The organism is Stella humosa, from assembly GCF_006738645.1.
Taxonomy (GTDB): domain Bacteria; phylum Pseudomonadota; class Alphaproteobacteria; order ATCC43930; family Allostellaceae; genus Allostella; species Allostella humosa.
This window is the reverse complement of record NZ_AP019700.1, coordinates 4,238,066-4,264,545: the sequence shown is the minus strand read 5'-3', so window position 1 is coordinate 4,264,545 and position 26,480 is coordinate 4,238,066. Positions and strand designations below refer to the sequence as shown.

Below are 26,480 nucleotides of genomic sequence, written 5' to 3'. Positions count from 1 at the left end.
CCGCGCGCGGCACCGAGGGTTACAGACGCTGCTATGAACCCACGAACGCCTTCAGCCCATGGTGACGCCGCAATAGCCGCCAGCGGTGGCATCAGCCAGCTCTTCCTCCGAAAGCTCGCCGTCATGCGGCTTCGTCGGAAGTACGAAGTGCAGAGTCGACGGCGTATTCTCGACGACCTTGATCGTGATCCCGGCGGGGACTTCGATGCCCTCCTCGGCAAGCGCCATGTTCGCGTCCGTCAGGAGCTTCGCCTTGAAGGTATCGTCAAGCCAAGCCTTGGCGGTTATCCGCTCCATCTCCCGCTGCCGAGCCGCCGAATCCATCGTCATTGCATGTCCTTTCCGGACTGATCTCGCCGCATTGAGGATGCGTTCTATGCATAGGGCACTGAGATCGTCAAAGGCATTCCGCAGCGCACAGCGGAGCGCTGAACGCCCAACGCGCGCCGGAGGGGGACCGCCCCTTGCGCGCGCCAAGGGGAGGAGCCTCTGTCGCTCACGCGCCTTGCAGCCGCACCAGCCTCTCGCGCGTGCTACCCCGGACCTCGCCGGTCAGGCAGGTGCGGAGCCTCCCCCCGGACGCCACCCTCAAATGTCTGGCCAGCGCGGAAATGGCCAGAGAGCGTGCGAGCAAGCTCATCAGCAGCTCCAGAAGGAGCTCGGGCCCGGCCACCTCGAAGGTTGATCGTCCAGCGGCCTGCACAGGCACTCGCCAATGACGATGATCGCCTACGCCTTCTTGCAGAGCCAGACCCCTTCATCAGGCGAAAAGGGGAGGGGAAGAGGGTCTCCGGACCACCACCCCGATCGAGCCTTCCGGCGAGCCGACAGGCTATCCTGGATCAGTTCCCCGCCGCCGCACTGAACCGATGTCTGCAGGGCTGCCCTCATCCATGCAGGTACCCGCAACCAGTTCGGCTCCAGTCCGACGGGGTTGTCTCGACCGACGACGCGCCCAATCGATCGGTTCCCGCCCCTCCTTGTTCTGGGTTATTCCATCCCTGATCTCGCTCGGGGATATCCCTGTTCCTTGAGACAGTGCGAGGGGTCCGAAATCTGCTAACGCCCCGTTACCTAACGATCATCGGGTGGGGGTGCCGCCACACATCTCCGTCGATGCTGCGATCTTCCCAGTATTTTCCCTATCGAACAGGGAATATCGATGGCTGAGACGGGTTCGCGCGCGACTGGGCCCACCGCCATTCAGTCTGTGATTTGGAGACTGTTTGGCTAGCGACGTGAAAAGGCCCGCCTTGTGCGGGCCTTTTGGCGTTCTGGCGGACGGAGAGACACGCGGTTTCACCCGCTCTCACAGGCCTTCCGCCGCCAAAGTCTCTCGGCGTCGGAGTTGCGGTTCGCTTGCCGATAGGCGCGCCCTTACGATGTCGGACGGGCTCGCAATTCCAGACCCGGCGCCGACATTGCGGGCAGGGTGGCCCCGCGCATGGATTGAGTAAATCGGTATACTGGTATACATTATGCCTTCGAGCTTATGGTCTCGGAGGAAGTGTCAGATGCAGCGTTATCCGGAACTGCGGATGCTGATCGGTGGCGACTGGCGAACCGGCGATGTGGGCCAGCCCGTGATGAATCCGGCAGATGAAAGCGTGCTGGCCACGGTGCCGCGCGCCCGCGCCAAGGACCTGTCGGATGCGTTGTCGGCGGCCGAACAGGGCTTTCGGACTTGGCGGGCCACCGCCCCGGCGCGCCGTGCCGAGATCATCCTGAAGGCCGCCGCCCTGATGCGCGAGCGGGTCGAGGCCATCGCCATCGGGATGACGCTGGAGCAGGGCAAGCCGATCGCCCAGTCGCGGCTGGAGGTGCTGCGCGCCTGCGAGATCATCGAATGGGACGCCAACGAGGGGCGCCGGCTCTATGGCCGGGTGATCCCGGCCGAACCCGGCATGACGCACATGGTGCTGCGCCAGCCGATCGGCGTGGTGGCGGCCTTTTCGCCCTGGAACTTCCCGGTCAGTTCGCCGGCGCGCAAGGTGGGCGGGGCCCTGTCGGCCGGCTGCTCGATTATCCTCAAGGCCTCGGAGGAAACGCCGGCGGGTGCCGTCATGCTGGCCCAGGCCTTCACCGATGCCGGCCTGCCGCCGGGCGTCCTCAACCTCGTGTTCGGCGTGCCGTCGGAGATCTCGGACTACCTGATCCCGCAGCCGTCCGTCCGGCTGGTCACGTTCACCGGGTCGGTTGCCGTCGGCAAGCGCCTGGCCGAGCTGGCGGGCCGGCACATGAAGCCGGTCATCATGGAACTGGGCGGCCATGCCCCGGTCATCGTCTGCGCCGATGCCGACCCGGCCGCAGCGGCCGCGGCCTCGATCGTCGGCAAGACGCGCAACGCCGGCCAGGTCTGCGTCTCGCCCACGCGCTTCTTCGTGCATGACCAGATCCACGACCGCTTCGCCCAGGCCTTCGGCCAGGCCGCGGCTGCCATCCGGGTGGGCGACGGCATGGACCCGGCGACGCAGATGGGGCCGCTCGCCAACGAGCGCCGGCTGGCGGCGATGGAGCATCTCGTGGCCGACGCCGTGTCGCGCGGGGCCCGCGTCCTCTCCGGCGGCAGCCGGATCGGCAACCGCGGCTACTATTTTCCGCCGACCGTGCTGGCCGACGTCCCGGACGACGCGATCGCCATGCAGCAGGAGCCGTTCGGCCCGCTGGCGCTCGTCGCCCGCGTCGGCAGCCTGGACGAGGCGATCGGCCGGGCCAACAGCCTGCCGTTCGGCCTGGCAGCCTATGCCTTCACGCGCTCGGCGGAGACGGCCGCGATCCTGGCGGACCGGGTCGAATGCGGCAACCTGTCGATCAACCACTTCGTGGCATCCGTGGCCGAGACGCCGTTCGGCGGGGTCAAGGACAGCGGCTATGGCCGAGAGGGCGGGACCGAGGGGCTGGCCTGCTATACCGTCGCCAAGAACGTGTCGCACAAGACGGCATAGGGAGGGGATACGATGAGCAATGCACCCGGCACGCCCGGTTCGAGCTGGCAGGACGAGCTCTACGCCCTGCTGCGCCGGCATCGCGTGACGCAGTTCGCCTATGTGCCCGACGCCGGGCACCGCCGCCTGATCGATCGTTCGCTGGCCGACCCGGAGGTCCGGTCCGTGCCGCTGACCACCGAGGAGGAGGGCGTGGCGCAGATGGCGGGCGCCGATCTTGGCGGCGCGCGCGGCGTGCTGCTGATGCAGAGCAGCGGCGTCGGCAACTGCGTCAACATGCTGTCGCTGATGCGCGGCGGCCGCTTCCCGCTGCTGACGCTGGTCAGCATGCGCGGGGAGTTCGGCGAGGGCAATCCCTGGCAGTTCCCGATGGGCCAGGCCGTCCGGCCGGTGCTGGAGGCGATGGGCGTCATCGTCCTGCGCGTCGAGCGGGCGGACGAGGTGGTGCCGACCGTCGAGGCCGCGGCCACCATGGCGTTCCAGGGCGGGCAGTCGGTGGCGGTCCTGCTGACGCAGAAGCTGCTCGGTGCCAAGGCATTCTAGGAGGGGGATATCCCATGACCACGTTGGAGCGGTCCGCCGCCTCTGCCTTCGCGACCGATGCCATTCTCGATCGCCGCGACGCCATCCCGGCCCTCGTCGGCCGCCACGAGGATTTCCTGATCGTGACCGGCCTGGCCGGCACGGCCCGCGACCTGGCCGCCCTGACGAAGGACGGCGATCACCTCTACACCATGGCGGGCTGCATGGGCGGGGCCTGCATGATCGGGCTCGGCCTGGCGCTGGCGCGGCCCGACCGCCAGGTGCTGGTCGCGACCGGTGACGGCGAGCTGCTGATGAATCTGGGCTCGCTGGCGACGATTGCGGCCATGGACCCGCCCAACCTCTCCATCCTCTGCGTCGACAACGGCCACTATGGGGAGACCGGCTACCAGAAGAGCCATACCAGCCTGGGTGTCGACCTCGAGAAGGTGGCGTCGGGATCGGGCATCCGGGCGACCCGCATGGTGGAGCGCGAGGACCAGATCGCCGATGGCGCCCGCCTGCTGCGCGCGGGCAACAGCGCCGCCTTCGTGCTGCTGCGGGTGAAGCCGACCGACCCGCCGGCCTATCGTCGCAATTTCGACCTTGCGGCCTGCCGCGATCGCTTCCGGGCGGCATTGCCCCCCGCCGGGTGAACGCATGGCCTGGCCGGCGACGGGGCCATGTCCCGCCGCCGGCCAGGCCGCTCTCAGTTGCGGCCCATCCGGGCCGCGCTGGCGCCGGCGATGCGCCCGAACACCGCGCCCGAGGTGAGGCCGGTGCCGCCCGGGTAGTTGAAGTAGAAGAGCCCGCCCACCAGCTCGCCCGCGGCGAAGAGCCCGCCGATCGGCTCGCCCGTCACCGACAGGACACGGCCGTCGGTGTCGATCTTCAAGCCGCCGAAGGTGAAGGTGATGCCGCAGGTGACGGCATAGGCCTCGAACGGCGGCTCGTCGATCCGGTTGGCCCAGTTGGTCTTGTCGACGGCCAGCCCGTGCGTGCGCCGCGCATCCTTCACGTTGGGATTGAAGGGGACGCTGGCGTCGATCGCGGCGTTGTAGGCGTGGATCTCGGCCAGGGCGGCGGCGTGGTTCACGTCGTCCAGCTTGGCCACCAGGCCTTCCAGCGTGTCGGCGCTGACCTTCGTCACCTGCTTGATGCGATACTCGTCACGCAACAGGTGCAGCACCTTGCGGTCGAAGATCTGCCAGGCGAACTGCCCCGGCTGCTCCAGGATCACGCGGCCGTACTTGGCATAGGTATAGTTGCGGAAGTCGGCACCCTCGTCGACGAAGCGGCGGCCGGTGGCGTTGACCATGATGCCGAAAGGGTAGGAGTGCTTCTGGAAGGCGTCGCCCACCGCCAGGTCGCCGAACTCGGGCGCGTTGCGCTCCCAGCCGACGGCATGGCAGCCCGACCAGTTGCCGGTCGGCATGGCCCCGATCTCCAGCGCCATGCGGATGCCGTCGCCCATGTTGAAGCGCGAGCCGCGCACCTTGGCCAGGTCCCAGCCGGGGCCCAGATAGCGCGTGCGCCATTCGGAGTTGGCCTCGAACCCGCCCGACGCCAGCACGACCGCGCGCGCCGACAGGGTCTCCGACCGGCCGTCGCGGCGGATGGTGACGCCATGGACGCCGCGGTCGTCCTGCAGCAGGGCGGTGACGCGGGCATTATAGAGGATCTCGACGCCGCGGGTGGTGGCCGACGCGGTCAGCGCCTCCACCAGCCCCGGCCCGCCGCCCCACGCCTCGACCGTGAGGCCGCCCCAGAACTTGAACCGACCGTCGACCTTGAATGCCTGCCGGCCATAGATCGGGGCGAAGCGCACGCCCTTCTCGCGCATCCATTGCAGGGCGGGGAAGCTGCCGCGGACCAGCAGCTCGCAGAGGTCGGGGTTGGTGCGGTACTGGGTGACGCGGCCCATGTCGTCGAAGAACTGGTCCTCGGTATAGGTGCCGAAGTCGGTGTTGGCCTTCTCGGCCTCCGTCAGGTCGGGCATCAGCACCGACAGGTCCTCGACGCCGTTGTAGGCGACCCGCATGGCGCCCGCCGTGAAGCGGGTGTTGCCGCCCGACTCGGCCTCTGGTGCTGCTTCCAGCACCAGCACGCGGGCGCCGTTCTCCTGCGCCGCCAGCGCCGCGCAGAAGGCGGCATTGCCGCCGCCCACCACGATCACGTCCCACTCAGTCGTCACCTGCTCCTCCATTGCCCCGGCCGGCGACTGTCCGCGCATCCGGCCAGCTTCACCTTCGCTTCCGGCCGCGGCGGCCGGCTGATCGCTCAGGCTGCCAGGCGCCCGATCTCCGCATCCGACAGGCCGACGGCTGCCCCGGCCTCGATGATGGTCTGCCAGGTCGTGGGATCGAGCGGGATTCCCCCCGCCTTGCGGGCGAGGCGGGTGCGGCGCTCGGGATCGCCCGGCACCTGCACGTCGGCATGGCCCTCCATCGGCCGCGACGACCGCAGCCAGTCGGCGAACGCCTCGACCTCGCGTGCGGCGCCATCGCCGTCGCGGAAGCGCTCCACGTCGAGCACGATCGACAGCATGTTGTTGAGGACGCCGGGGGCGGCGTCGTTGCCGGGCTCGTTGCAGCCGCCGCCGGTCAGCACGCCGGCCAGCAGATCGCAGAACACCGCCAGCCCATAGCCCTTGTGGGCGCCGAACGGCAGCAGCGCGCCGGGCGGCGGGCCGTAGAGGGCGTTGGGGTCGCAGCTCGGGCGGGCCTCGGCGTCGATGATGGTGCCGGGAGGCAGGGGCACGCCCTTGTTGCGGGCGACCAGCACCTTGCCCTCGGCCAGGCTGCTGGTCGCCATGTCGAGGATGATCGGGTCGCCGCCCGCGACCGGCATGCCGGCGGCGAACGGATTGGTCGACAGCCGCCGCTCGGCCCCGCCGAAGGGCGCCACGCAGTAGCCGTCGCCGATGACGTTGACGAAATGGATCGAGGCGCAGCCGGCCGCCGCGCAGATCTCCGCCCATTCGCCGATCCGGCCCAGATGATAGGACCGGCGGATGGCGACGATGGCGGTGCCGTTCGCCTTGGCGCGGGCGACCGCGATCGCCATCGCCTCGGCGCCGATCACCTGGCCGAAGCCGCGATGGCCCTCCAGCACGACCAGCGACCCGCTGTCGAGCGCCACGGTCGCATGGCGGTTGCGCTCGATCATGCCGGCCGAAAGCGCCCGGATGTAGCGCTGGACGCGGGCGACGCCGTGCGAATCATGCCCGGCGAGGTTGGCCTCGACCAGGCAGCGGGCGATCGTCCCGGCCTCGTCCGGGTCGCACCCGGCGGCGGTGAAGATGGCTGCTACGACACGGCGCAGCGGCAGGGCGGCGATGGCCGGCATGGGCGCCTCGTTCCCCTAGCGGCGATGGTCGCTGCCGCGGCGGTCGAGCTGCCGCAGCAGCGTCTCCCATTCGCGGACGCCGTAGCGGCCGGACGCGCGCAGGGCCGACAGCTTGGCGGCGAGCTCGGCGCGCACGCCGGGCGTCATGTCGACCGTCTCGTCGTTCGCCCCGGCGGCGGCCACCTGCACCTGGCAGGCGCGCTCCAGGTAGTACATGCGGATGAAGGCCGCCTGTATGGTCCGGCCCAGGGTCATCAGCCCGTGGTTCTTCAGGATGATGCACTCGGCCCCAGCACAGCTCCGGCCCAGCGCCTCGCACTCCTCGACCGGGCCGGGCACGCCATACTCGTGGTACGCCACCTCGTCATGGATCTCGAGCGCGTCCTGCGAGATCGGCCGCAGGCCGCCCTTCAGGCAGGACACGGCGGTGCCGGCGACGGTGTGGGTATGCAATATGCATTGCACGTCGGGACGGGCCTTGTAGACGGCGCTGTGGATCGCGAAGCCCGCCTTGTTGAACTCGGCCGACCCGGCCAGCACGCGGCCTTCCAGGTCGAGTTTCACCAGGCTCGACGCGGTCACCTCGTCGAACATGTCGCCAAAGCGATTGATCAGGAATGCACCCGGTTCGCCCGGCACCCGCGCGGTCAGGTGGGTGTAGATCAGGTAGGTCATGCCGAGCTGGTCGACGATCCGGTAGAGCGCCGCCAGGTCGCAGCGCGCCTGCCATTCCTGGTCGCTCATCTCGGCCCGCGTGGCCTGTGCAAGGGTCGCCATGGCAGCCTCCGACCTCGTTTCTCCGGCTCGGATCACTAACACGCAAAACCGGTGTGGACAATGACGAAGGGAAACTAGTATCAGTATTAACGGTGCTTCTGGGCAGGGAGAACGGCATGAAACGGGCCACTATCGCGGGCATCCTCACCATCGGCGCGAGCCTCGTCGCAGGCGCGGCGGCAAGTGCAGCCGACGGCCCGACCCTGGCGGCGGTCAAGCAGCGCGGGCATCTGTCCTGCGGGGCGGACGGCAATCGGCCGGGCATTTCCGCGCCCGACGCCAAGGGCGAGTGGCGCGGCTTCGACGTCGACTTCTGCCGCGTGGTTGCGGCCGCCGTGTTCGGCGACCCGACCAAGGTGAAGTTCATCCCGCTGACGACCGTGCAGCGCTTCCCGTCGCTGCAGTCGGGCGAGATCGACGTGCTGTCGCGCTCGACCACCGTCAACCTGACGCGCGACGCGGCCCTGGGCTTCGATTTCTCGCCGGTCACCATGTACGCGCACACCGCGTTGATGGTGCACAAGAGCCTGGGCGTGAAGTCCGGCAAGGAGCTGGACGGGGCATCGGTCTGCGTGCCGCCCGGCAGCTCGATCGAGCGCAACGTCGCGGACTTCTGGCAGCAGAACAAGATCAAGTACCAGCCGGTCGTGATCGAGAATCTGAAGGAGCTGAACGACGCCTATCTCGCCAACCGGTGCGACGTCGTCTCGAACTTCCTGCCGGGTCTCGCCACCATCCGCGCCTACCAGGCGGCCAAGCCCGAGGACCACATCATCCTGCCGGACGTGCTGCTGAAGGAGCCGCTGGCGATCGCCTTCCGGCAGGGCGACCCGCAATGGAAGGACATCGTCACCTGGTCGGTCTTCGCGACTTTCGAGGCCGAGGAGAAGGGCATCACCTCGAAGAACGTCGACCAGTCGCTGAAGAGCTCGGACCCCGAGGTGCAGCGCCTGCTGGGCGTCACCGCCGACCTGGGCGAGAAGCTGGGCGTACCAAAGGACTTCGTCTACCAGATCATCAAGAAGGTCGGGAACTACGAGGAAATCTGGGAAAAGAATGTCGGCAAGGACTCGCCGCTGAAGCTCGATCGCGGCCTGAACAAGCTGTGGCGCGACGGCGGTGTGCTGTACTCGCCGCCCTTCCAGTAGGGACGGAAGGGCCACGACGGGCAATCGCCGACCATGGCCGAGGGCAAGGTGCGGGCAGGGGGCGTGCTGTCGTTCAGCAATGCCCGGGTCCGGGACGCCGTCTATCAGTTGGCGACGGCAGCGCTGATCGCCGGCGTCCTCTATCTCCTCGTGTCGAACGCCATGCAGAACATGGCGCGGCAGGGCATCGTATCGGGCTTCGCGTTCCTCTCCCATGAAGCCGGGTACGAGGTGGGCGAGTCCTTCATCGCCCACTCCGCCCGCTCGACCTATGCCCGCACCTTCGTCGTCGGGATCCTCAACACTCTCTACGTCTCCGCCGTGGGCATCGTGCTGGCGACCATCCTGGGCATCGTCATCGGCATCGCCCGGGTCTCGCCCAACTGGCTGGTGGCACGGGTCAGCGCCGCCTATGTGGAGCTGTTCCGCAACACGCCGCTGCTGCTGCAGATCGTCTTCTGGTACGCGGTGATCCGGCAACTGCCGCCGCCGCGCCAGGCCCACAACCCGATCGAGGGCGTCTTTCTCTCCAATCGCGGGCTGGTCCACCCGGTGCCCGCGGCCGACCCGATCCATGGCTGGATGCTGGCGGCGCTGGCGATCGGGATCGCCGGGGGGCTCGCCTGGCGGGGCTGGGCACGGCGGCGGCAGGAACGCACCGGCCGCCGGCCGCCGACGGTCCTGCCGATGCTGCTGCTGATCCTGGGACCCCCGTCGGCGTTATGGCTGGCGGCGGGCGCGCCCTTCGCGCTCGACATGCCGACGTTGCGCGCCTTCAACTTCCGCGGTGGCACGACCCACAGCCCGGAATTCGTGGCGTTGCTGATCGGCCTCGTCGCCTATGTCGGCGCCTTCATCGGCGAGATCGTCCGCTCGGGCATCCAGGCGGTGGCCGCGGGCCAGCGCGAGGCGGCGCGCGCGCTGGGCCTGCGCGAGGGGCTGGTGCTGGGCCTGGTCGTGCTGCCGCAGTCGCTGCGGGTCATCATCCCGCCGCTGACCAGCCAGTACCTCAACCTGGTGAAGGACAGCTCGCTCGCCGTCTGGATCGGCTATCCCGACCTGGTCAGCGTCTCCAACACCGCGCTCAACCAGACCGGCCAGGCGGTCGAGGGCATCCTCATCATGATGGCCGTCTACCTGACGATCAGCCTGTCCATCTCGCTGCTGATGAACTGGTACAACAGCCGCGTCCGGTTCCGGCGATGACGGACGGCGCCGACGCCCTGGTCGCTGCGCGGCCCGCAAGGCCTAGCCCGGCCGAGCGGCCGCCGCTCCAGCGCATCGGCGCCGTGCGCTGGATGCGGGAGAACCTCTTCAGCAGCATCGGCAACACGCTCCTGACGCTGGTCGTGGCTGCGGTCATCCTGCTGGCCCTGCCGCGGCTCTTCCGCTGGGCGGTGATCGATGCCGTGTGGTGGACCTCGGACCCGACCGTCTGTCGCGCGGCGGCGGGTGCCTGCTGGGCGGTCGTGGTCGAAAAGCACCGGCTGATGCTGTTCGGGCTCTATCCCTACGACGAGCACTGGCGGCCGTTGGCGGCCACCGGCATCTACACGGCCGCCGTCGCCATCACCTGCTGGCCGCGCGCCTGGCACCGCATGGTGCTGCTGCCGCTATGGACCTTCGCCGTCGCGGCCTTCCTGGTGCTGATGCTGGGCGGCGTCTTCGGGCTGACGCCGGTCGAGACCCGGCTCTGGGGCGGCTTGTCGCTCACCATCATCGTCTTCAGCTCCACCGTCCTCATCGGGCTGCCGGCCGGCGTCCTGCTGGCGCTCGGGCGGCGCTCGCGGCTGCCGGTCATCCGCTCCGTCTCGGTCGGACTGATCGAACTGATCCGCGGCGTGCCGCTGGTGACCGTGCTGTTCTGCGCGGCCGTCGTGTTTCCCCTGTTCCTGCCGCCCGGCTGGGACATCGACAAGCTGGCGCGGGTGCTGATTGCGATGGGCATCTTCGCCGGCTGCTACTTCGCCGAAGTGATCCGCGGCGGCCTGCAGGCGATCCCTGCCGGCCAGTACGAGGCGGCGGCGTCGCTGGGGCTCCCCTACTGGTTGACGACGCGCAAGATCATCCTGCCGCAGGCGTTGCGCATCGTCATTCCGGGGCTGATGAACCAGCTGATCTCGGTCTTCAAGAATTCGACCCTGGTCATCATCATCGGCCTGTTCGACATCCTGAACGCCACCACCACCGCCATCGCCGACCCGCCCTGGATCGCCTTTTATACGGAGGGCTATCTCTTCGTGGCCGGGATCTATTTCCTCGGCTGCTGGGCGATGTCGCGCTACAGCCGGTTCATCGAGCTGCGCCTTGCCCGCGGCCGTCGCTACTGACAGGGCGTTGGGGGCAGGTCCTATAGACGGGATGCGAAAGGATACGCGATGAAGGCGTTGAGGCCGATCGGCATGCACTCGCCGCTCGACGATCCGCAGCCGCTGGCAGACACCTACCGGCAGACGTCGCGGTCGCCGCTGGCCGCATCGCCGCTCGACGGGCGCGTGCAAGCCGACGTCGCCGTGATCGGCGGTGGCTTCACCGGCCTGTCGACCGCCCTGCACCTGGCCGAGGCCGGGGCGCGGGTGGTCGTGCTGGAGGCCAAGGAGGTCGGCGCCGGCGGGTCGGGTCGCGCCTTCGGCCAGGTCGTGCCCTATGCCAAGCATGGCCAGGACCACATCCTGGCCCATTTCGGGCCCGAGCGCGGGGAACGCATCATCGACCTCGTCGCCGGTGGTCCGGACCTGGTGTACGGCCTGATCCAGAAGCACGGCATCGAATGCGAGACGGTGCGCACCGGCCTGCTGTTCGCCGGCCACACGCCGGGCAACGCCAGCGCCCTGGAGGCGCGCGCCCGCTTCTGGCAGGCCCGCGGCGCCCCGGTCGAGATCCTCGATCGCGACGCGGCCGAGCGGCTGACGGGGACGCGCTACTACCCCTCCGTGCTGCTGGATCGCCGGGGCGGCACCGTCAATCCGCTGGCCTACTGCCGCGGGCTGGCCGCGGCGGCGGTGGCGGCGGGCGCGCGCCTGCACGAGGGCAGCCGGGCCACGGCGCTGACCCGTCGCGAAGGCGGCTGGACGGTCGAGACGGCCGGCGGCGCCGTCGATGCAGACCAAGTGGTCCTGGCCACCGACGCCTATACCGACGGTCTGTGGCCGGGCCTGGCCGGCTCGCTGGTTCCCCTGCGCGCCTATCACCTGGTCAGCGCGCCGCTGAGCCAGAACCTGCGCGGCGCGGTGCTGCCGGGCCGGCAGTCGCTGACGGACACGCGGCGGCTCTATTCCGGCATCCGCATGCGCCCCGACGGCCGGCTTCATCTCAGTTCCGACGGGCCGGCGTTCCGCAACGATTCGCGCGCGTTCCGCGACAAGGCCTCGCGCCGGGTGACCGACCTCTTCCCGTTCCTGTCGGAACTCGCGTGGGAGGAGGAGGTGGCCGGCTGGGTCGGCATGAGTGCCGACCAGTACCCGCACATCCACGCGCTGGCGCCCGGCATGTGGGCGGCCCTGGGCCTCAGCGGGCGCGGCATCGCCTTCGGCACGCTGCTGGGCCGCGAGGTCGCCGGCCGCCTGCTGGGTCGGCCCGAGCAGGACCTGGCGATACCGGTCACGCCCTTGCAGCCGATTGCCGTCCGCCCCTTCACCCGCCCGCTTGTCGGCAGCCTGATGAACTTCTACCGGGTCGTCGACGGTATCGAGCTGGGGCGCCCCTACCTTCGCCAGGGGCGCTGACGCGCCACCTTCGCCCCCGACCTCCATCCCCGCCGGGAGACCACCCATGAGCATCGTTCTGACCGTGGCCGAACTGACCGACCTGGTGGCCGAGGTGCTGGTCCGGCACGGGTTGGCCCGCGACAGCGCGCGCTGCGTGGCGGGCGTGGTCGCCGCGGCCGAGCGCGACGGCAGCCGGAGCCATGGCCTGTTCCGCCTGCCGGGCTATGTGGCCACCCTGAAGAGCGGCTGGATCGACGGCAACGCACGGCCCGTGGTGACCGAGGTTGCCCCCGGCGTGGTCGCGGTCGATGCCGCCAACGGCTTCGCCCAGCCGGCCCTGGCGGCCGGATCTCCTCTGCTGATCGCCAAGGCGCGGTCGCAGGGCATCGCCGCCATGGCGATCCGCAACTCGCACCATTTCGCCGCCTTGTGGCCGGATGTCGAACCGTTTGCCGAGGCGGGGTTCGTGGCCCTTGCCTGCGTCAACGCGCGCAGCCGGGTGGCGCCATGGGGGGCGACCAGGAAGTTCCTCGGCACCAACCCCATGGCCTTCGCCTGCCCGCGCGACGGCGCGCCGCCGCTGGTCTGGGACCAGGCATCCAGCGTGATCGCCCAGGGCGAGGTCCTGCTGGCCGCCAGGGACGGGCACGACCTGCCGGACGGCGTGGGCCTGGATGCGGCGGGGCAGGCGACGAACGACCCCCGGGCGGTGCTCGACGGCGGCGCCATGCTGCCGTTCGGCGGCCACAAGGGATCGGGCATCGCCTTCATGGTGGAGATTCTGGCGGCGGCCGTCACCGGCGGCCGCTTCGGCTTCGAGGACGGGTCGGCTGCGTTCCCCGGCGCCCAGACCTCCAATGCCGGCGAGTGCGTGATCCTCATCGACCCGGCGCGCGCCGGCGGCACCGACGTGGGCAGCCGCATCGCGGGCCTGTTCGAGGGGTTCGCCGCGGCGGGCGTGTCGCGGCTGCCGGGCGACGCCCGCTATGCCCGCCGCAGCCGCTCGATCGCCGAGGGCGTGTCGATCCCGGCCGAGACCTACGAGACGGTCCAGCGCCTCCTGGCCGGGTAGCTAGTCCGGCAGCTCGATCGTGCCGGACAGGAACGGGGCGACGCTGGCGGACAACCGCACGCGGTCGCCGCGGTCCTCGCACAGGATGGTGCCGCCGCGCCGGGAAAGCTGGCGGGCGACTAGGCGCGGGCGGCCGAGGCGGCGCGACCAGAAGGGCACGACCTGGGCATGCAGCGAGCCCGTGACCGGGTCTTCCGGGATACCCTTGGCCGGTGCGAAGTAGCGCGAGGCGATGTCGCAGTCGCGGCCGTCGCCGGGCGCGGTGACGATGACGCCGGGCAGGTCGAGTGCCGCGACACGGGCAAGGTCGGGCCGCAGGTCGGCAATCGCGGCGGGGTCCTCGAGGACGGCGATGTAGGAGGCGCCGCGCAGCACCTCCTTCGCCGCAATGCCGATGGCATCGGCCAGGCCGGCCGGCGCCGCGCAGGGGACGATCGCGCGGGCCGGCAGGTCGAGGATGTAGCGGCCACCGTCCCTGGCCACCGTCAGCCGGCCGGCGCGGGTGGCGAAGCTGACTTCGGCGCGGCCGGGCTCCAGCCGTTCCAGCACCACCCAGGCCGCCGCCAGCGTGCCGTGGCCGCACATCTCTTCCTCGACCCGTGGGGTGAACCAGCGCAGGCCGTAGCCGTCGCCCTCGCGGACGAGGAAGGCGGTGGCCGACACCGCGTTCTCGTCCGCGATCGCCTGCATGAGTGCGGCGTCGGGCCAGGCCGGCAGCACGCAGACCCCGGCCGGATTACCCGCGAACGGCCGGTCGGCAAAGGAATCGACCTGGAAGTAGGGGATCTGCGTGGGCATCAGGCGTTACTCCGGCTGCAGGCCGGCGTCGCGCACAAAGACCTCCCACTTGGCGATCTCGCGGTTCAGATGCTCGGTCAGTGCGGCGGGCGTGCCGGTCACGATCTCGATGCCCAGCTTGTCGACCTGCGGGCGGACCGATGGCGCGGCCATCGTCTCGACCAGCTTGGCATTGAGCGTGTCGATGATCGGCTTGGGCGTGCCGGCCGGCACGAAGGCGGCGAACCAGCCGACCAGGTCGAAGCCCTTCACGCCCGACTCGTCCATCGAGGGCACGTCGGGATAGAGGCTAGAGCGGTCCTTGCCGCTGATCGCCAGTGGCCGCATGTCGCCGGCGGCGAAGTAGCCGGCGCCGGAGGCGAAGTCCGACGCCATGGCCGCCAGCCGCCCGCCGATCAGGTCGGTCGTCGCCTGGGGCGAACTGCGATAGGGGACCGAGATCATGTCGATGCCGAACGCCTTCAGCAGCGTGTGGCTGGCGATCAGGCCGCCGGCGCTGCCATGGCCGATGCTCAACTGCCCGGGCTGCGCCTTGGCTGCATCGACGAGGCTCGCCAGCGTCTTGTGCGGCGAGCTGGAATGCACCGCGATCACCCAGTTGATCGAGCCCAGGCGCGTGACCGGCTCGAAGTCCTTGGTCGGGTCCACCCGCTGCTGGCGGAACAGCCAGACGTTCGACGCGGTCCCGGTCGTGCCCATCAGGATCGTGTAGCCGTCGGGCTTGGCGCGCTTCACGAACTCGGCCGCGACGCCGCCGTTGGCGCCCGGTTTGTTGTCGATGACGATCGGCTGGCCCAGCCGGTCCTTCAGTTCCTTGGTGAAGATGCGGGCGAACAGGTCGCTGGCCGCACCGGCACTGAACGGCACCACGAGCGTGACCGGCCGGCTGGGAAAGGTATCGGCCCGCGCTGGCAGGGCGAGGGCCAGGCTACAGAGGAATAGGGCGGCAAGGCGGTACATCGGGACCTCTCCTGTTCGAGGAAGCGTCGGGATCGCGGCCCTGCGGCGGGCTTCTCTTTCCCCGGCCGATCGCAGCGTTGAGCTACACGGCAACTAGTGTACTATATTTCTGTCCGTACCATGGTCGTCAACGGTCTTTCTGGCGTGGCGGCAGGTGCGGGGTGGAAAATGCCCGCGGGCGCGCTCGGCGTCCGCGGAAGGGGGGAAGACAGCAATGGCGGGCATCAGCGTCGGCCTGATCGACCAATTCCATCCGGCCATCGCGGCCGCGGTCACGCGGGTGCTGCCCGCCGACTGGACCATCCGCCTGGCGGCCAGTGCGGCCCCGGCCGATCGCGCGGCCGCACTGGCCGATGCCGAGGTCGCCTTCGTCGTCGGCGCGCCGGTGGATGCCGAGCTGCTGGCGGCGGCGCCGCGCCTGCGGCTGATCCAGAAGCTGGGTGCCGGCATCGACAAGATCGACCGGGCGGTGTGCGAGCGGCGCGGCATCGCCATCGCGCGGCTGGCGGGCGGCAACGCGATACCCGTCGCCGAGCATGCCGTGATGATGATGCTGGCGGCGATGCGCCGGCTGCCGCTGATCGACCGGCGCACCCGCGCCGGCGCCTGGGACAAGGAGGAGGCGCGCGGCATCAACCGGCACCTGCACGGCAAGAATGTCGGCATCGTCGGGTTCGGCGCGATCGGCCGCGCGGTGGCGACGCTGCTCGGTTCCTTCGGTGTGCATCTGGCCTATTTCGACCCGGTCGCGGCCCCGGCCGGGGTGGCGGCGGGGCTGTCCGTCACGCGGCTCGATCTGGACCCGCTGCTGGAATGGGCCGACGTGGTCTCGCTCCACCTGCCGCTGCTGCCCGAGACCAGGGGGCTGATCGGCGCCGACCGGATCGCCCGCATGAAGCCCGGCGCCATCCTGGTCAATTGCGCGCGGGGCGGCCTGGTCGACGAGGCCGCACTCCATGCGGCCCTGGTCGACGGGCACCTGTTCGCGGCCGCGCTGGACACGTTTGCGGCCGAGCCGCCGGTCGGCAGCCCGTTGCTGACGCACGAGCGCACGGTGGTCACGCCGCACCTGGCCGGGGCGACGGTCGACAATTTCGAGGCCGTCCTGCGCCGTGCGGCGGCCAATGCGGCGGACTACCTCGCCGGGCGCGGCCTGCCGGCCGCCGACGCGGCCTTCATTCCTCCGCTTGCTCGCTCATAAAGTAATATAGTATACCGATTAAATCGCACGACCGGAGGCGCCTCGTGGCCGCCGCCGTCCTTGAGGCCAAGAGTTGGGAGGCCACAATGCCCGATACATCGCGCACCGAATTCGACCCGGTCTCGCTCGAGATATTCTGGAGCCGGCTGATCTCCATCGCCGACGAATCGGCCGCCGCCCTGCTGCGCACCTCCTTCTCGACGATCGTGCGCGAATCGAACGACTTCGCCACCGCCCTGATGGACGCCAACGGCGACTCCCTGTCCGAGAACACGGCCGGCATCCCGTCCTTCGTCGGCATCCTGCCGCGGACGCTGAAGCACTTCCTGGCACGCTATCCCAAGGACCAGTGGCGCCCCGGCGACATCGTCATGACCAACGACCCGTGGATGGCGACCGGCCACCTGCCGGACGTGACGATGGCGGCCCCCATCTTCCATCGCGGCCGGCTGGTCGGCTTCTCGGGCTCGATCGCCCACCTGCCGGATATCGGCGGGGCGCCCTGGGGCTGCGACGCGCGCGAACTGTTCGAGGAGGGGCTGCGCATCCCGCCCCTGAAGTTCTATTCCGAGGGCCGGCAGAATGCCGAGCTGACCGAGATGATCCTCGGCAACGTACGCGTCCCCGACCAGGTGATGGGCGATCTCCAGGCGCAGGTGACCTCCAACCGCGTCTGCGCCCGACGCCTGGCCGAGTTCCTGGACGATGCGGGGATGGTCGACCTCACCTCGCTGTCGCGCGCGTTGCAGGACCGGGCGGAGATCGCCATGCGCCGGGCCATCGAGGCGGTGCCGGACGGGGTCTACCATTCCAGCGTCGACGCCGACGGCTTCGATGCCGATGAGACGCACATCGAATGCACGATCACCGTGAAGGGGTCGGACCTGCATATCGACTATGCCGGCACGTCCAAGCAGATCGGCCGCGGGCTGAACTCCGTGATGAACTACACCTACGCCTACTCGGTCTATCCCATCAAATGCGCGCTCGACCCGATGACGCCGCGCAACGAGGGGTCGTACCGCTCTGTCACGGTCGACGCGCCGCTGGGCTCGATCCTGAACCCGCGGTATCCGGCGCCCTGCAACGCGCGCCAGTTGACCGGCCACCTCCTGGCCGGCGCCATCTATGGCGCGCTGGCGCAGGCGGTGCCGGAGAAGGTGACGGCGGAGTCCGGCAGCGCGCCCACCCTGCGCTCGGTCTATGGCGGCGTCGACCACCAGGGCAACCGCTTCTCGCAGATCCTCTTCGCCAGCGGCGGCATGGGCGCGTCTGCCGTGAAGGACGGGCTGGCGACGACGGCCTTCCCCACCAATGCCGGCGCCGGCAGCATCGAGGCCTTCGAGAGCATCTCGCCCCTGATCGTCTGGAAGAAGGAATTCCGGACGGATTCGGGCGGGCCGGGCACCTTCCGCGGCGGGCTCGGCCAGGATGTCGAGGTGGAGGTGCGCTCGCCCGAGCCGGTGCGCCTGTCGCTCTTGTCCGATCGCCAGAAGTACGCCCCGCGCGGCCTGCTGGGCGGCAAGGAGGGGGCGCTCGTTTCGGTGACGCTGGCTGACGGCACCAAGCCCCATCCCAAGTCCCGCAGCATGCTGGTGCCGGGCGACCGGCTGTCGATGCGCTTCAGCGGCGGCGGCGGGTATGGCGACCCGGGCGCGCGCGACCCGGCGGCCGTCGCCCGCGACGTGCGCGACGGCTACGTGTCCGCCGAGGCGGCGGCACGGGACTACGGGGTCGAGCAGTGACGGGGCCGAGCGGACGGAACGCCGGGGGAGAGGGCAGAGTGGACCAGAGCACGCGGATCGGCGTCGATGTCGGTGGCACCTTCACCGACTTCGTCATGGTGGACGAGGCGCGCGGCCAGATCTTCACGGGCAAGCGCCTGACCACGCCGGGTGATCCCAGCATCGCCATCATCGACGGCACCGAGCGCCTGCTGGGCGAGGCCGGCACGCCGATCAGCGCGGTGGACAGCATCGTCCACGGGACGACGCTGGTGACGAACACCGTCATCGAGCGCAAGGGGGCCAGAGTCGGGCTGATCACGACCCGCGGCTTCCGCGATTCGATCGAGATGGGCAGCGAGATCCGCTACGACCTCTACGATCTGTTCCTGGAGCGGCCGGAGCCGCTGGCGCCCCGCTACCTGCGCCTGGAAGTCGACGAGCGCATGGACGCCGCGGGCCAGGTGCTGCGCCCGCTCGACCCGGCCGACGTGCGGGCGGCGGGCGAGGCCCTGCTGAAGGAAGGGGTCGAGGCGATCGCCGTGTGCTTCCTGCATGGCTATCGCAACGATGCCCACGAGAAGATCGCCAAGGCCGTGCTGCTGGAACTGGCCCCCGACCTGCCGGTCTGCATCTCCTCGGAGGTGGCGCCCGAGATCCGCGAGTTCGAGCGCGGCAGCACCACGGTCGCCAACGCCTACGTCCTGCCGTTGATGCGCGACTACCTGGCGCGGCTGGAAAGCCGGCTGCGCGAGATGGGGCTGACCGGCACCCTCTACGTGATGCTGTCGGGCGGCGGCATCACCACCATCCGGGCGGCCCAGCAGTTCCCCATCCGCCTGATCGAATCCGGCCCCGCGGCCGGCGCCATGGGCGCCTCGTTCTATAGCCGGCTGATCGGCGAGGACCATCTGATCTCGTTCGACATGGGCGGCACCACGGCCAAGATGTGTCTGATCGACGAGGGCCGGCCCGAGCATGCGCACGAGTTCGAGGCGGCCCGCGTGCGCCGCTTCCGCAAGGGCTCCGGCCTGCCGCTGAAGGTGCCGGTCATCGACCTGATCGAGATCGGCGCCGGTGGCGGCTCGCTGGCCCGCGTCGATCAGATGGGCCTCCTGAAGGTGGGGCCGGAGAGTGCCGGCTCCCAGCCGGGACCCGTCTGCTACAGCCGCGGCGGCACCGAGCCGGCGGTGACCGATGCCGACCTGCTGCTGGGCTACCTGTCGCCGGAATATTTCCTGGGCGGCGAGATGGCGCTCGACCTGGAGGGCGTGCGCTCGGCCCTGGCCGAGCGTGTCGCGCGCCCCCTCGGCCTGTCGGTCACCCAGGCCGCTGCCGGCATCCACAGCATCGTCAACGAGAACATGGCGGCCGCCACCCGCATGTACATCGCCGAGAAGGGGCGCGACCCGCGGCGCTACGCGATGATCGCCTTCGGCGGGGCGGGCCCGGTGCATGCCTATGGCCTGGCCAAGCTGCTGAAGCTGCGCCGCATCATCTGCCCGCTGGGGGCGGGCGTGATGTCGGCCTTGGGCTTCCTGGTGGCGCCGTCCGCCATCGACTTCGTGCGCAGCTACGTCTCGCGGCTGGATGGCATCGACTGGGATCACCTCAACCGCCTGTTCGACGAGATGGAGGAGGAGGGGCGCCGCCTGCTGGCCGATGCCGGCGTCACCCAGGTCGAGATCCGTCGCCATGCCGACATGCGCTATGTCGGCCAGGGATTCGAGATCAGCGTGCCGATGCCGGAGGGCCGTCTCGGCCCGGACTCGCTGGCCGCCCTCCAGGACCAGTTCTTCACGACCTACGAGCGTCTTTTCGACCGGCGCATCACCGAGGTGCCGATCGAGGCCCTGACCTGGCGGCTCAGCGCGTCCGGGCCGGTGCCCGACATCCGCCTGAACTTCGCCGGCGCCCATACCGAGAAGGGCGATGCCCTCAAGGGCATGCGCGACGTCTATTTCCCCGAGACCGGCTTCGTCGCCTGCCCCGTCTACAGCCGCTATGCGCTGCTGGAAGGGGCCGAGTTGCGCGGGCCCGCGGTGATCGAGGAGCGCGAGTCGACCGTGGTCGTCGGCCCTGACGCGCGCGTCTCCGTCGACCGCTATCTCAATCTCATCATCGACATAGATCCACCCGCCCAAGCGGTGGAATCGCGGGAGGAAGAACATGCCGACCACCGTTGAGGTCCTGGCCCAGGCGTTCGAGGAGATGGGGACGCCGTTCATCGTCGGGCACCCCGGCGGCGAATCGGTGGAACTGATGCAGGCCGCGCGCGAGCGCGGCATGCGCTTCATCCTGATGAAGCAGGAAACGGCCGGCGCCATGCTGGCCGCCACCTGGGGCGAGATCACCGGCTCGCCCGGCGTCTGCCTGTCGACGCGCGGGCCAGGTGCGGCCAACATGGTGAACGGCGTCGCCCATGCCTGGATGGACCGCTGCCCCCTCATCACCATCACCGACCAGTATTCGGCGCCGACCTACGAGATCGGCCTGCGGCAGCGGCTGGACCAGCGGGCGCTCTATGCCCCGGTGACGAAATGGTCGACGTCGATCAATGCCAAGACCGTCCGCCAGCAACTGCGCCGCGCGGTGCGCACCGCCTGCGCCCTGCCGCCGGGGCCGGTGCAATTCGACATGCCGCAGAGCGAGACCACGCGCGAAGCCGGGGAGGCCACGAGCGAGGGCCCGCTGCTGCCGCAGATCGTGCCGATGATCCCCGATCGGGACGCGCTGAAGGAGCCGCTGGCGGTGCTGGCGAAGGCGCGCAAGCCGATCCTTCTGGTCGGGCTCGGCGTCTACTGGAGCCGGGCTTCGGCCGAATTGGTGGCGCTAGCCGAGCGGCTGGGCGCGCCGGTCCTGACCACGTCGAAGTGCAAGGGCGCCATCCCCGAGGATCACCCGCTGCGCGCGGGCTGCATCATCGGCGGGCTGATCGAGCGCAAGCTGATCCTGGAATCCGACCTGATCGTCACGGTCGGGCTGGACGCCATCGAACTGCAGCCCAAGCCCTGGCCCTATTCGCTGCCGGTGATGTCGCTGGCCGGGACGCCCAACCTCGATGCCGTGGTGCCGGCGGCGCCCGAGGTGGTGGGCGACCTGAAGTCGATCCTGGCGGGCCTGGCACAGTGGGCGCCCGAGGGCAGCGGCTGGGGCGAGAAGGCGGCGCGCACCTTCCGCGAGGAGGTGGTGGCGGCGCTCGACACGCCGGCCACCGGCCTGTCGCCGCAGCGCGCGATGGAGGTCGCCCGCGCCGTCCTGCCGCGCGACACGATCGCTACTTGCGATGCCGGCGCCAGCCGGCTGCTGGTGGTGCAGAAGTGGCAGTCCTACGGCCCGCGCGAGTTCCTCACCTCCAACGGCCTGGGCTCGATGGGCTTTGCCATTCCGGGCGCGCTGGCCGCCCGGCTGGCCCATCCGGACCGGCCGGTGGTGGCCTTCACGGGTGACGGCGGCTTCATGATGGCGGTGGCCGAGTTGCAGACCTCGGTGCGCGAGGCGCTGCCGATCATCGTCGTCGTCCTCGACGACGAGGAGATCGGGCTGATCCGCGTGAAGCAGGAGATCAAGGGCCTGCCGACCTATGGCGTGAAGATGGGCGGCATGGACTGGGAGAAGCTGGCCCAAGGCTTCGGCGCCGACGGCGTCGTGGTCGACACCGAGCATGCGCTGGGCGATGCGTTGCAGGCGGCCTTGAAGACCGGTCGCACCACCGTGATCGCCGCCCGCATCGACGCGTCCGGCTACGTCGCGCAGTTCAACGCCCTGCGCGAACTGTAATGCAGGCCCCCCTCCCCGTCCGCCGGGCGGGGAGGTGGCCGGGCCGCCCTCAGGGGCGGCTGTTGCCGTATACCGGCGTGAGCCAGTGGCGGAACTTGTCGACCTTGCCGGCGGCGATGTCGAAATAGAGGTCCTGGATCCGGCGGGTGAGGGGGCCGACCTTGCCGTCGCCGACGTCGTAGTGGTCGACGGCGGTGATCGGCTGGACCTCGGCGCCGCTGCCGCAGAAGAAGGTCTCGTCGGCGATGTAGAGCTCGGTGCGGTCGATGTCGCGCTCGATGACGGTGACGCCCAGCTCCTCGCGATAGAGGTCGATCAGGGTCTGGCGCGTGATGCTCTCCAGGATGTCGGCGCTGACCGGCGGCGTGATGACGACGCCGTCGCGCACCATCATGAAGCAGGCGCCGGGGCTCTCGGCCACCTCGCCGCGGTCGTTCAGCATGATCGGCGGGCCGAAGCCGTTCATCTTCGCCTCGACCTGGGCCAGGCGGGAATTGTGGTAGTTGGCGGCCGCCTTCACCCGCGACGGCGAGGCATTGTCGGAGTTGCGCCGCCAGGTGCTGACGCAGCTCTTGATGCCGTTCTTGATCGAGGGCGCGTGCGGCCGCGAATAGGCGATGACGAAGGCGCCGTTGTGGATGTCCTCGGGCTTCCAGGCATAGGATTCGCCCTCGCCGAAATAGACCACGGGGCGGAAGTGGACGCCGGCGGTGAACTTGTTGGCGCGCAACAGGTCGATGAAGGCCTGGGTGAACTCGTCGTCGCTGTAGGGCACCGTCATCCGCATGATCTTGCAGGACTGGCGCAGGCGGCGCAGGTGCTCCTTGTTCTTGAAGATGTAGAGTTCCTTCTCGGCCTCGCTCCAGTAGGCGCGCATGCCCTCGAACACGTTGGCGCCGCGCAGCACCGTCTCGGCCGAGACATGCACCGTGGCCTCGGCCCACGGCACGATCCGTCCATCCTTCCACACGAAATCCGCACTGGCCGCCATGGCATCCTCCGGTATGCGTCGATCGCTCGTCCACCCCACCCGGGCAGAAGGCAGCATCAGCGTATACTGGTATACCTATTGATGCGCCAGTGGTCCCGTGGCGCGGCGGCGTTCAGTCCTTGGCCACTGCCACCCGCGCGGTACTGGCGGCCTTGCGCCGGCCGAGCGGCACCACGGTCGCGTCGGCCACCGCCGGCTCGCGCGTCGTCATCACGCATTCCGTGGCATCGAGATGGCGCAGGGCGCGGCGGGTCGCGGCCTTGACGTCGCGCGCCTCGACGGCGTCGAGGATCCGGCGGTGGATGCGCGCGATGGTCAGCGCCTCGGCCGCATCGCCGCTATAGGCCATCTGGATCACGACCTCGCGCATCAGCGTGGTGATGATGGCCATGACGTTGTTGTGGGCGGCCTCGCCCAGCAGCGTGTGGAAGCGGTTGCTTTGCTCCAGCACCAGGTCCTTGTCGCCCGGATTCTCCTCGATCAGCTCGATGGTGCGGCGGACGGCGGCGATGTCCTCGACCGTCGCGCGGTCGCAGGCGAGCTGGATTACCAGGGGCTCGATCAGCCGCTGGGCTTCGTGCACCTCGGCCACGGTCGTGCTTTGCAGGCGCAGGATGGTGTTCAGGCTGGAGACGAGCCGCTCGGTGTTCGGGCTGCTGATGACGGCGCCGCCATTGCGCCCGGCCTGGAGATGGATCAGCCCATCCGATTCCAGCAGCCGCAGGCCCTCGCGGACCACCGCCCGGCTGTATCCTAGCTGCTTGATCAGTTCCTTCTCGGTCGGCAGCCGGTCGCCCACCGCAAGCTCGCCCGACAGCACGGCGTCGCGCACGCGCTGGGCGATCAACTGGGCTGCCTTCACCGGCTTCAACGTCTCGAACTTCATGGCTCCAAGCGACACTGGCGCAGACTCCCATTCCCACCGCCTCGAATATAGGCGACTGGCCGGTCCATAACCACCCCCGCTACCGATCCCTAGTAGCAAGGTAAACTAGTATCCTATATTATCGGCCAGCAAATGGGCCGGTGGCGGCCTTCGAGACGAGGGTTGGTGGACATGGGTATGGCTGGCAAGACGGTGGTGGTCACGGGCGCGGCACGCGGCATCGGCCGCGCCTGCGCGGAGCGGTTCGCGGCCGAGGGCGCCAAGGTGGCGATCCTCGACATCGAAGACGAGGCGGGCAAGCGCACGGCCGCCGAGATCGGTGCGAAGGCGGAGGCCGCGTTCTTCCGCTGCGACGTCGGCATCAAGGAGCAGGTCGACGCGACGATCGACGCCGTGCTGGAACGCTTCGGCCGGATCGACGTCCTGATCAACAATGCAGGCATCATGCGCCGCTACGATTTCCTCGACCTGCCGGAGGAGGATTTCGATGCCGTCATCCAGACCAATCTCAAGTCGGTCTTCCTCTGCGGCCAGCGCGTGGCGCGGCACATGGTGGAGCGTGGCGGCGGCGGTGCCATCGTCAACATGTCGTCCACCAGCGTCATCATGACGATGCCGACCATTTCGCCATATGCGGCATCCAAGGGTGGCATCTCGTCGCTGACGCGGGCGATGTCGCTCAGCCTTGCCCCCCACAAGATCCGCGTCAACGCGATCGGCCCAGGCACTATCGTGACCGAACTCAATCGGGAGAGCCTCTTGTCCGACCCGGTCAGTCGCGACCGCATCCTGTCGCGAACGCCGCTCGGCAGGTTCGGCACCGGCGCCGATGTTGCCGGCGTGGCGTTCTTTCTTGCGGGCGAGGATGCCGGCTACATGACCGGTCAGACCGTGTATGTCGATGGCGGCCGCGGCGGTCTCAACTACACCGTTCCGGTCGCTCCCCAGCCATAGCCTCAGATCCGGCCGTTCCCAGAGCGGTCAGCGCGGCTGCGCTGACCGCACGGCCAACACGATCGCACACTGCTTTTCCTCGATCATCGCGGCCGACCAGATCGAGATCGTTGAGAGGGGCGGGTTGTCGCACTGCACGTTCAGTCGGGGCGGGGTCCAGGTACACGGGATCTGCGGTCTACGGACGGCCGGAGAATGCAGTCCTCTCCACGACCTCGAATCCGAGATCATCGGACAAGCAGCGGAAACGAACGAACCGCCGGGACCGGCAGTAGATCGTCTGCGGTCGCGGCCAAAGGACCGGCTCGGTCGGAGTCGCCGCTCAGGTCAAAGCAAAGGGGAAGCCGCCTACCGCTCCGCCCCGGCCAGCTTGCGCTCCTTGCGCGCGATGACGTGGTAGCCGATACGCCGGAACGGCTCCGGCGCCAGCCAACTTGGCTCGCCGAACGCGTCGGCCAGGCCGGAATGGTCGCCATGGCCCGTCATCAGTTCGGCCAGGCGCTTGCCCAGCAGCGTGCCCTTGGTGATGCCGGCGCCGTTGCAGCCGCCGGCCGAGAAGAGCCCCTCGTCGAACTTCCCCCACCAGGGCGAGCCGTTCATCGTGAAGGCGGTGGCGCCGCCCCAGACATGCTCCAGCTTCACATGGGCCAGATGCGGCCAGCGGGCGCGGAAGATGTCGGTCAGGCCCGCCTTCACCACGTCGGGCCGCAGCTCGCCCTCGTAGGAGGCGAGGCTGCGCACCATCAGCCGGTTCTCGCTCACCCGGCGGCAGGTGGTCCCCATCTTGTGCGGCGGCAGGATGCCCCAATGGGTCATGGAGCCGGTCCGCGCCGCATCCTCCGGCGCCATCGCCTCGGTGATCGCGGCGTAGGTGTAGGTCGCCACCGTCCGGTCGACGAGATAGCCGAAATGCTTGACGTAGGCATTGGTCGCCAGGACCACCTGGTCGGCCTCGATCGTGGCGCCGTCCAGCTCCAGCACCCACTTTCCCGGCCGCGACATCCGGCGCACGGTCGACCCCTCGTGCACCGCGATCTCCCTGGGCAGGTTGTCGACGAGGCCGCGGATCAAGGCCGCCGGCTGCAGCAGGTAGGAGTCCGTGACTAGGAGGCCGCAGCGGTAGTAGGCGGTGGCGACGCGGTCGTTCAGCTCCTCCCGTGGGACGATCCGGTGCTCGTAACCGAGCTCGTCCATTACCGCGCTCGCCGTGCGGATGCGGCTCTCGCCCAGGTCGGTCGCCGCACCCCGGATGACGCCGGCGCGCACCAGCCCGCAGTCGATGCCGTGGCGCTCGACGATGTCCTTCAGCCAGTAGAAGCCTTCCTCGTAGAAGGGCTTGATCTTGGCGACCTTGCCGGCGTTCGCCCGCGTCAGCTCCATCGGGAACTCGAGCGGCCGGGTGAAGCCGGAGTTGCGGCCCGACGAGCCCTCGCCGACCGTGCCGGCATCGACCAGCATGATGTCGCCTGCGGGATCGAGCTCGTGCAACCGGCGGGCCGCGGCGGTTCCGGTGTAGCCGGCGCCGACGACCGCGTACTTGACGCGGTGCTTGCCGCGGATCGGCTCGGTCGGCCGGCGCGGCGGCAACAGCGCGTTCCAGCCGGACGGGGCGTTGAACTCGTGGACTTTGGAGCGGGTCATGGCAGCCGGCTGTTGATGTCGGTCCG

General features: G+C 69.5%; 22 protein-coding genes. 13 read left to right on the top strand and 9 right to left on the bottom strand.

All coding sequences use genetic code 11. The annotated features are described in order from the left end of the window. Window positions 1-51: 51 nt before the first annotated feature. Entirely contained in the window at window positions 52-477 is a 426-nt protein-coding gene (locus STVA_RS19975; RefSeq protein ID WP_245978608.1) for an NHLP leader peptide family RiPP precursor, read from the bottom strand. A gap of 1,037 nt (window positions 478-1,514) precedes the next feature. Here STVA_RS19975 and STVA_RS19970 point away from each other — a divergent pair. Genes STVA_RS19970 through STVA_RS19960 form a run of 3 tightly spaced genes read left to right on the top strand, consistent with a single transcriptional unit; the run spans window position 1,515 to window position 4,123 of the window. Continuing rightward, the gene (locus STVA_RS19970; RefSeq protein ID WP_123695683.1) at window positions 1,515-2,945 is read left to right on the top strand and encodes an NAD-dependent succinate-semialdehyde dehydrogenase; all 1,431 of its coding nucleotides are present in this window, start codon (window positions 1,515-1,517) and stop codon (window positions 2,943-2,945) included. A 12-nt stretch (window positions 2,946-2,957) separates the two neighbouring features. Then, the gene (locus STVA_RS19965) at window positions 2,958-3,488 is read left to right on the top strand and encodes a thiamine pyrophosphate-binding protein (RefSeq protein WP_123695685.1); all 531 of its coding nucleotides are present in this window, start codon (window positions 2,958-2,960) and stop codon (window positions 3,486-3,488) included. Window positions 3,489-3,502: 14 nt separating this feature from the next. Next, window positions 3,503-4,123 (top strand): thiamine pyrophosphate-dependent enzyme, encoded by a 621-nt coding sequence (locus STVA_RS19960; RefSeq protein WP_123695687.1) that lies wholly within the window; start codon window positions 3,503-3,505, stop codon window positions 4,121-4,123. Between the two features lie 53 nt (window positions 4,124-4,176). Here the strand turns inward: STVA_RS19960 and tcuA are convergent, their stop codons facing one another. The 3 genes from tcuA to STVA_RS19945 form a co-directional block, all read right to left on the bottom strand. Beyond that, window positions 4,177-5,661 carry an FAD-dependent tricarballylate dehydrogenase TcuA gene (gene tcuA, locus STVA_RS19955; RefSeq protein WP_197735689.1) on the bottom strand — a complete coding sequence of 495 codons (1,485 nt, stop codon included), beginning with the start codon at window positions 5,659-5,661 and terminating at the stop codon, window positions 4,177-4,179. 86 nt (window positions 5,662-5,747) lie between these two features. Further along, on the bottom strand, window positions 5,748-6,815 hold the full coding sequence (locus STVA_RS19950) for a malate/lactate/ureidoglycolate dehydrogenase (protein WP_123695691.1): 1,068 nt from the start codon (window positions 6,813-6,815) through the stop codon (window positions 5,748-5,750). Between the two features lie 15 nt (window positions 6,816-6,830). Next, window positions 6,831-7,592, bottom strand: coding sequence for a class II aldolase/adducin family protein (locus STVA_RS19945; protein ID WP_123695693.1), 762 nt, complete (start codon window positions 7,590-7,592; stop codon window positions 6,831-6,833). 116 nt (window positions 7,593-7,708) lie between these two features. Here STVA_RS19945 and STVA_RS19940 point away from each other — a divergent pair, with 116 nt between their 5' ends. From STVA_RS19940 to STVA_RS19920, 5 genes are read left to right on the top strand one after another with little or no spacing between them, the layout of a single operon-like run. Continuing rightward, window positions 7,709-8,740, top strand: a complete 1,032-nt coding sequence (locus STVA_RS19940; RefSeq protein ID WP_123695695.1) for an amino acid ABC transporter substrate-binding protein — start codon at window positions 7,709-7,711, stop codon at window positions 8,738-8,740. Between the two features lie 33 nt (window positions 8,741-8,773). After that, a complete protein-coding gene (locus STVA_RS19935) occupies window positions 8,774-9,946 on the top strand; it encodes an amino acid ABC transporter permease (protein ID WP_123695697.1) in 1,173 nt (390 codons plus the stop codon). Then, window positions 9,943-11,070 (top strand): amino acid ABC transporter permease, encoded by a 1,128-nt coding sequence (locus tag STVA_RS19930; protein WP_123695699.1) that lies wholly within the window; start codon window positions 9,943-9,945, stop codon window positions 11,068-11,070. Before STVA_RS19935 ends, STVA_RS19930 begins: the two co-directional genes overlap by 4 nt. A gap of 48 nt (window positions 11,071-11,118) precedes the next feature. Continuing rightward, a complete protein-coding gene (locus STVA_RS19925) occupies window positions 11,119-12,465 on the top strand; it encodes an NAD(P)/FAD-dependent oxidoreductase (RefSeq protein WP_123695701.1) in 1,347 nt (448 codons plus the stop codon). Window positions 12,466-12,511: 46 nt separating this feature from the next. Then, a complete protein-coding gene (locus STVA_RS19920; RefSeq protein WP_123695703.1) occupies window positions 12,512-13,519 on the top strand; it encodes an Ldh family oxidoreductase in 1,008 nt (335 codons plus the stop codon). On the opposite strand, the gene STVA_RS19915 is transcribed toward STVA_RS19920, so the two are convergent. Both STVA_RS19915 and STVA_RS19910 read right to left on the bottom strand, forming a co-directional pair. Next, a complete protein-coding gene (locus STVA_RS19915) occupies window positions 13,520-14,317 on the bottom strand; it encodes a PhzF family phenazine biosynthesis protein (protein ID WP_123695705.1) in 798 nt (265 codons plus the stop codon). A gap of 6 nt (window positions 14,318-14,323) precedes the next feature. After that, window positions 14,324-15,277, bottom strand: a complete 954-nt coding sequence (locus tag STVA_RS19910) for a Bug family tripartite tricarboxylate transporter substrate binding protein (RefSeq protein WP_123695707.1) — start codon at window positions 15,275-15,277, stop codon at window positions 14,324-14,326. Window positions 15,278-15,491: 214 nt separating this feature from the next. On the opposite strand from STVA_RS19910, the gene STVA_RS19905 reads away from it, so the two are divergent. From STVA_RS19905 to STVA_RS28405, 4 genes are all read left to right on the top strand, one after another. Continuing rightward, the gene (locus STVA_RS19905; RefSeq protein WP_123695709.1) at window positions 15,492-16,478 is read left to right on the top strand and encodes an NAD(P)-dependent oxidoreductase; all 987 of its coding nucleotides are present in this window, start codon (window positions 15,492-15,494) and stop codon (window positions 16,476-16,478) included. 86 nt (window positions 16,479-16,564) lie between these two features. Further along, window positions 16,565-18,223, top strand: coding sequence for a hydantoinase B/oxoprolinase family protein (locus tag STVA_RS19900; protein WP_123695710.1), 1,659 nt, complete (start codon window positions 16,565-16,567; stop codon window positions 18,221-18,223). Window positions 18,224-18,261: 38 nt separating this feature from the next. Continuing rightward, window positions 18,262-20,388, top strand: coding sequence for a hydantoinase/oxoprolinase family protein (locus tag STVA_RS19895; protein WP_123695712.1), 2,127 nt, complete (start codon window positions 18,262-18,264; stop codon window positions 20,386-20,388). Then, complete coding sequence (locus tag STVA_RS28405) at window positions 20,372-21,982, top strand: thiamine pyrophosphate-binding protein (protein ID WP_123695714.1); 1,611 nt, start codon at window positions 20,372-20,374, stop codon at window positions 21,980-21,982. Before STVA_RS19895 ends, STVA_RS28405 begins: the two co-directional genes overlap by 17 nt. A 49-nt stretch (window positions 21,983-22,031) precedes the next feature. Here the strand turns inward: STVA_RS28405 and STVA_RS19885 are convergent, their stop codons facing one another. After that, the gene (locus STVA_RS19885; protein WP_170216763.1) at window positions 22,032-22,973 is read right to left on the bottom strand and encodes a branched-chain amino acid transaminase; all 942 of its coding nucleotides are present in this window, start codon (window positions 22,971-22,973) and stop codon (window positions 22,032-22,034) included. Between the two features lie 112 nt (window positions 22,974-23,085). Beyond that, window positions 23,086-23,874, bottom strand: coding sequence for a FadR/GntR family transcriptional regulator (locus STVA_RS19880; protein WP_170221609.1), 789 nt, complete (start codon window positions 23,872-23,874; stop codon window positions 23,086-23,088). A 156-nt stretch (window positions 23,875-24,030) separates the two neighbouring features. On the opposite strand from STVA_RS19880, the gene STVA_RS19875 reads away from it, so the two are divergent. Next, window positions 24,031-24,813 (top strand): SDR family NAD(P)-dependent oxidoreductase, encoded by a 783-nt coding sequence (locus tag STVA_RS19875; RefSeq protein ID WP_123695720.1) that lies wholly within the window; start codon window positions 24,031-24,033, stop codon window positions 24,811-24,813. Window positions 24,814-25,161: 348 nt separating this feature from the next. Here the strand turns inward: STVA_RS19875 and STVA_RS19870 are convergent, their stop codons facing one another. Continuing rightward, window positions 25,162-26,454 (bottom strand): NAD(P)/FAD-dependent oxidoreductase, encoded by a 1,293-nt coding sequence (locus tag STVA_RS19870; RefSeq protein ID WP_123695722.1) that lies wholly within the window; start codon window positions 26,452-26,454, stop codon window positions 25,162-25,164. Window positions 26,455-26,480: the final 26 nt, after the last annotated feature.

Excerpts from the sequence above, each read along its gene's own strand:
- STVA_RS19970 (WP_123695683.1), top strand. The coding sequence starts at position 1,515 with ATGCAGCGTTATCCGGAACTGCGGATGCTGATCGGTGGCGACTGGCGA.
- STVA_RS19965 (WP_123695685.1), top strand. The coding sequence starts at position 2,958 with ATGAGCAATGCACCCGGCACGCCCGGTTCGAGCTGGCAGGACGAGCTC.
- STVA_RS19960 (WP_123695687.1), top strand. The coding sequence starts at position 3,503 with ATGACCACGTTGGAGCGGTCCGCCGCCTCTGCCTTCGCGACCGATGCC.
- STVA_RS19950 (WP_123695691.1), bottom strand. The coding sequence starts at position 6,815 with ATGCCGGCCATCGCCGCCCTGCCGCTGCGCCGTGTCGTAGCAGCCATC.
- STVA_RS19945 (WP_123695693.1), bottom strand. The coding sequence starts at position 7,592 with ATGGCGACCCTTGCACAGGCCACGCGGGCCGAGATGAGCGACCAGGAA.
- STVA_RS19940 (WP_123695695.1), top strand. The coding sequence starts at position 7,709 with ATGAAACGGGCCACTATCGCGGGCATCCTCACCATCGGCGCGAGCCTC.
- STVA_RS19935 (WP_123695697.1), top strand. The coding sequence starts at position 8,774 with ATGGCCGAGGGCAAGGTGCGGGCAGGGGGCGTGCTGTCGTTCAGCAAT.
- STVA_RS19930 (WP_123695699.1), top strand. The coding sequence starts at position 9,943 with ATGACGGACGGCGCCGACGCCCTGGTCGCTGCGCGGCCCGCAAGGCCT.
- STVA_RS19925 (WP_123695701.1), top strand. The coding sequence starts at position 11,119 with ATGAAGGCGTTGAGGCCGATCGGCATGCACTCGCCGCTCGACGATCCG.
- STVA_RS19920 (WP_123695703.1), top strand. The coding sequence starts at position 12,512 with ATGAGCATCGTTCTGACCGTGGCCGAACTGACCGACCTGGTGGCCGAG.
- STVA_RS19915 (WP_123695705.1), bottom strand. The coding sequence starts at position 14,317 with ATGCCCACGCAGATCCCCTACTTCCAGGTCGATTCCTTTGCCGACCGG.
- STVA_RS19910 (WP_123695707.1), bottom strand. The coding sequence starts at position 15,277 with ATGTACCGCCTTGCCGCCCTATTCCTCTGTAGCCTGGCCCTCGCCCTG.
- STVA_RS19905 (WP_123695709.1), top strand. The coding sequence starts at position 15,492 with ATGGCGGGCATCAGCGTCGGCCTGATCGACCAATTCCATCCGGCCATC.
- STVA_RS19900 (WP_123695710.1), top strand. The coding sequence starts at position 16,565 with ATGCCCGATACATCGCGCACCGAATTCGACCCGGTCTCGCTCGAGATA.
- STVA_RS28405 (WP_123695714.1), top strand. The coding sequence starts at position 20,372 with ATGCCGACCACCGTTGAGGTCCTGGCCCAGGCGTTCGAGGAGATGGGG.
- STVA_RS19885 (WP_170216763.1), bottom strand. The coding sequence starts at position 22,973 with ATGGCGGCCAGTGCGGATTTCGTGTGGAAGGATGGACGGATCGTGCCG.
- STVA_RS19875 (WP_123695720.1), top strand. The coding sequence starts at position 24,031 with ATGGGTATGGCTGGCAAGACGGTGGTGGTCACGGGCGCGGCACGCGGC.
- STVA_RS19870 (WP_123695722.1), bottom strand. The coding sequence starts at position 26,454 with ATGACCCGCTCCAAAGTCCACGAGTTCAACGCCCCGTCCGGCTGGAAC.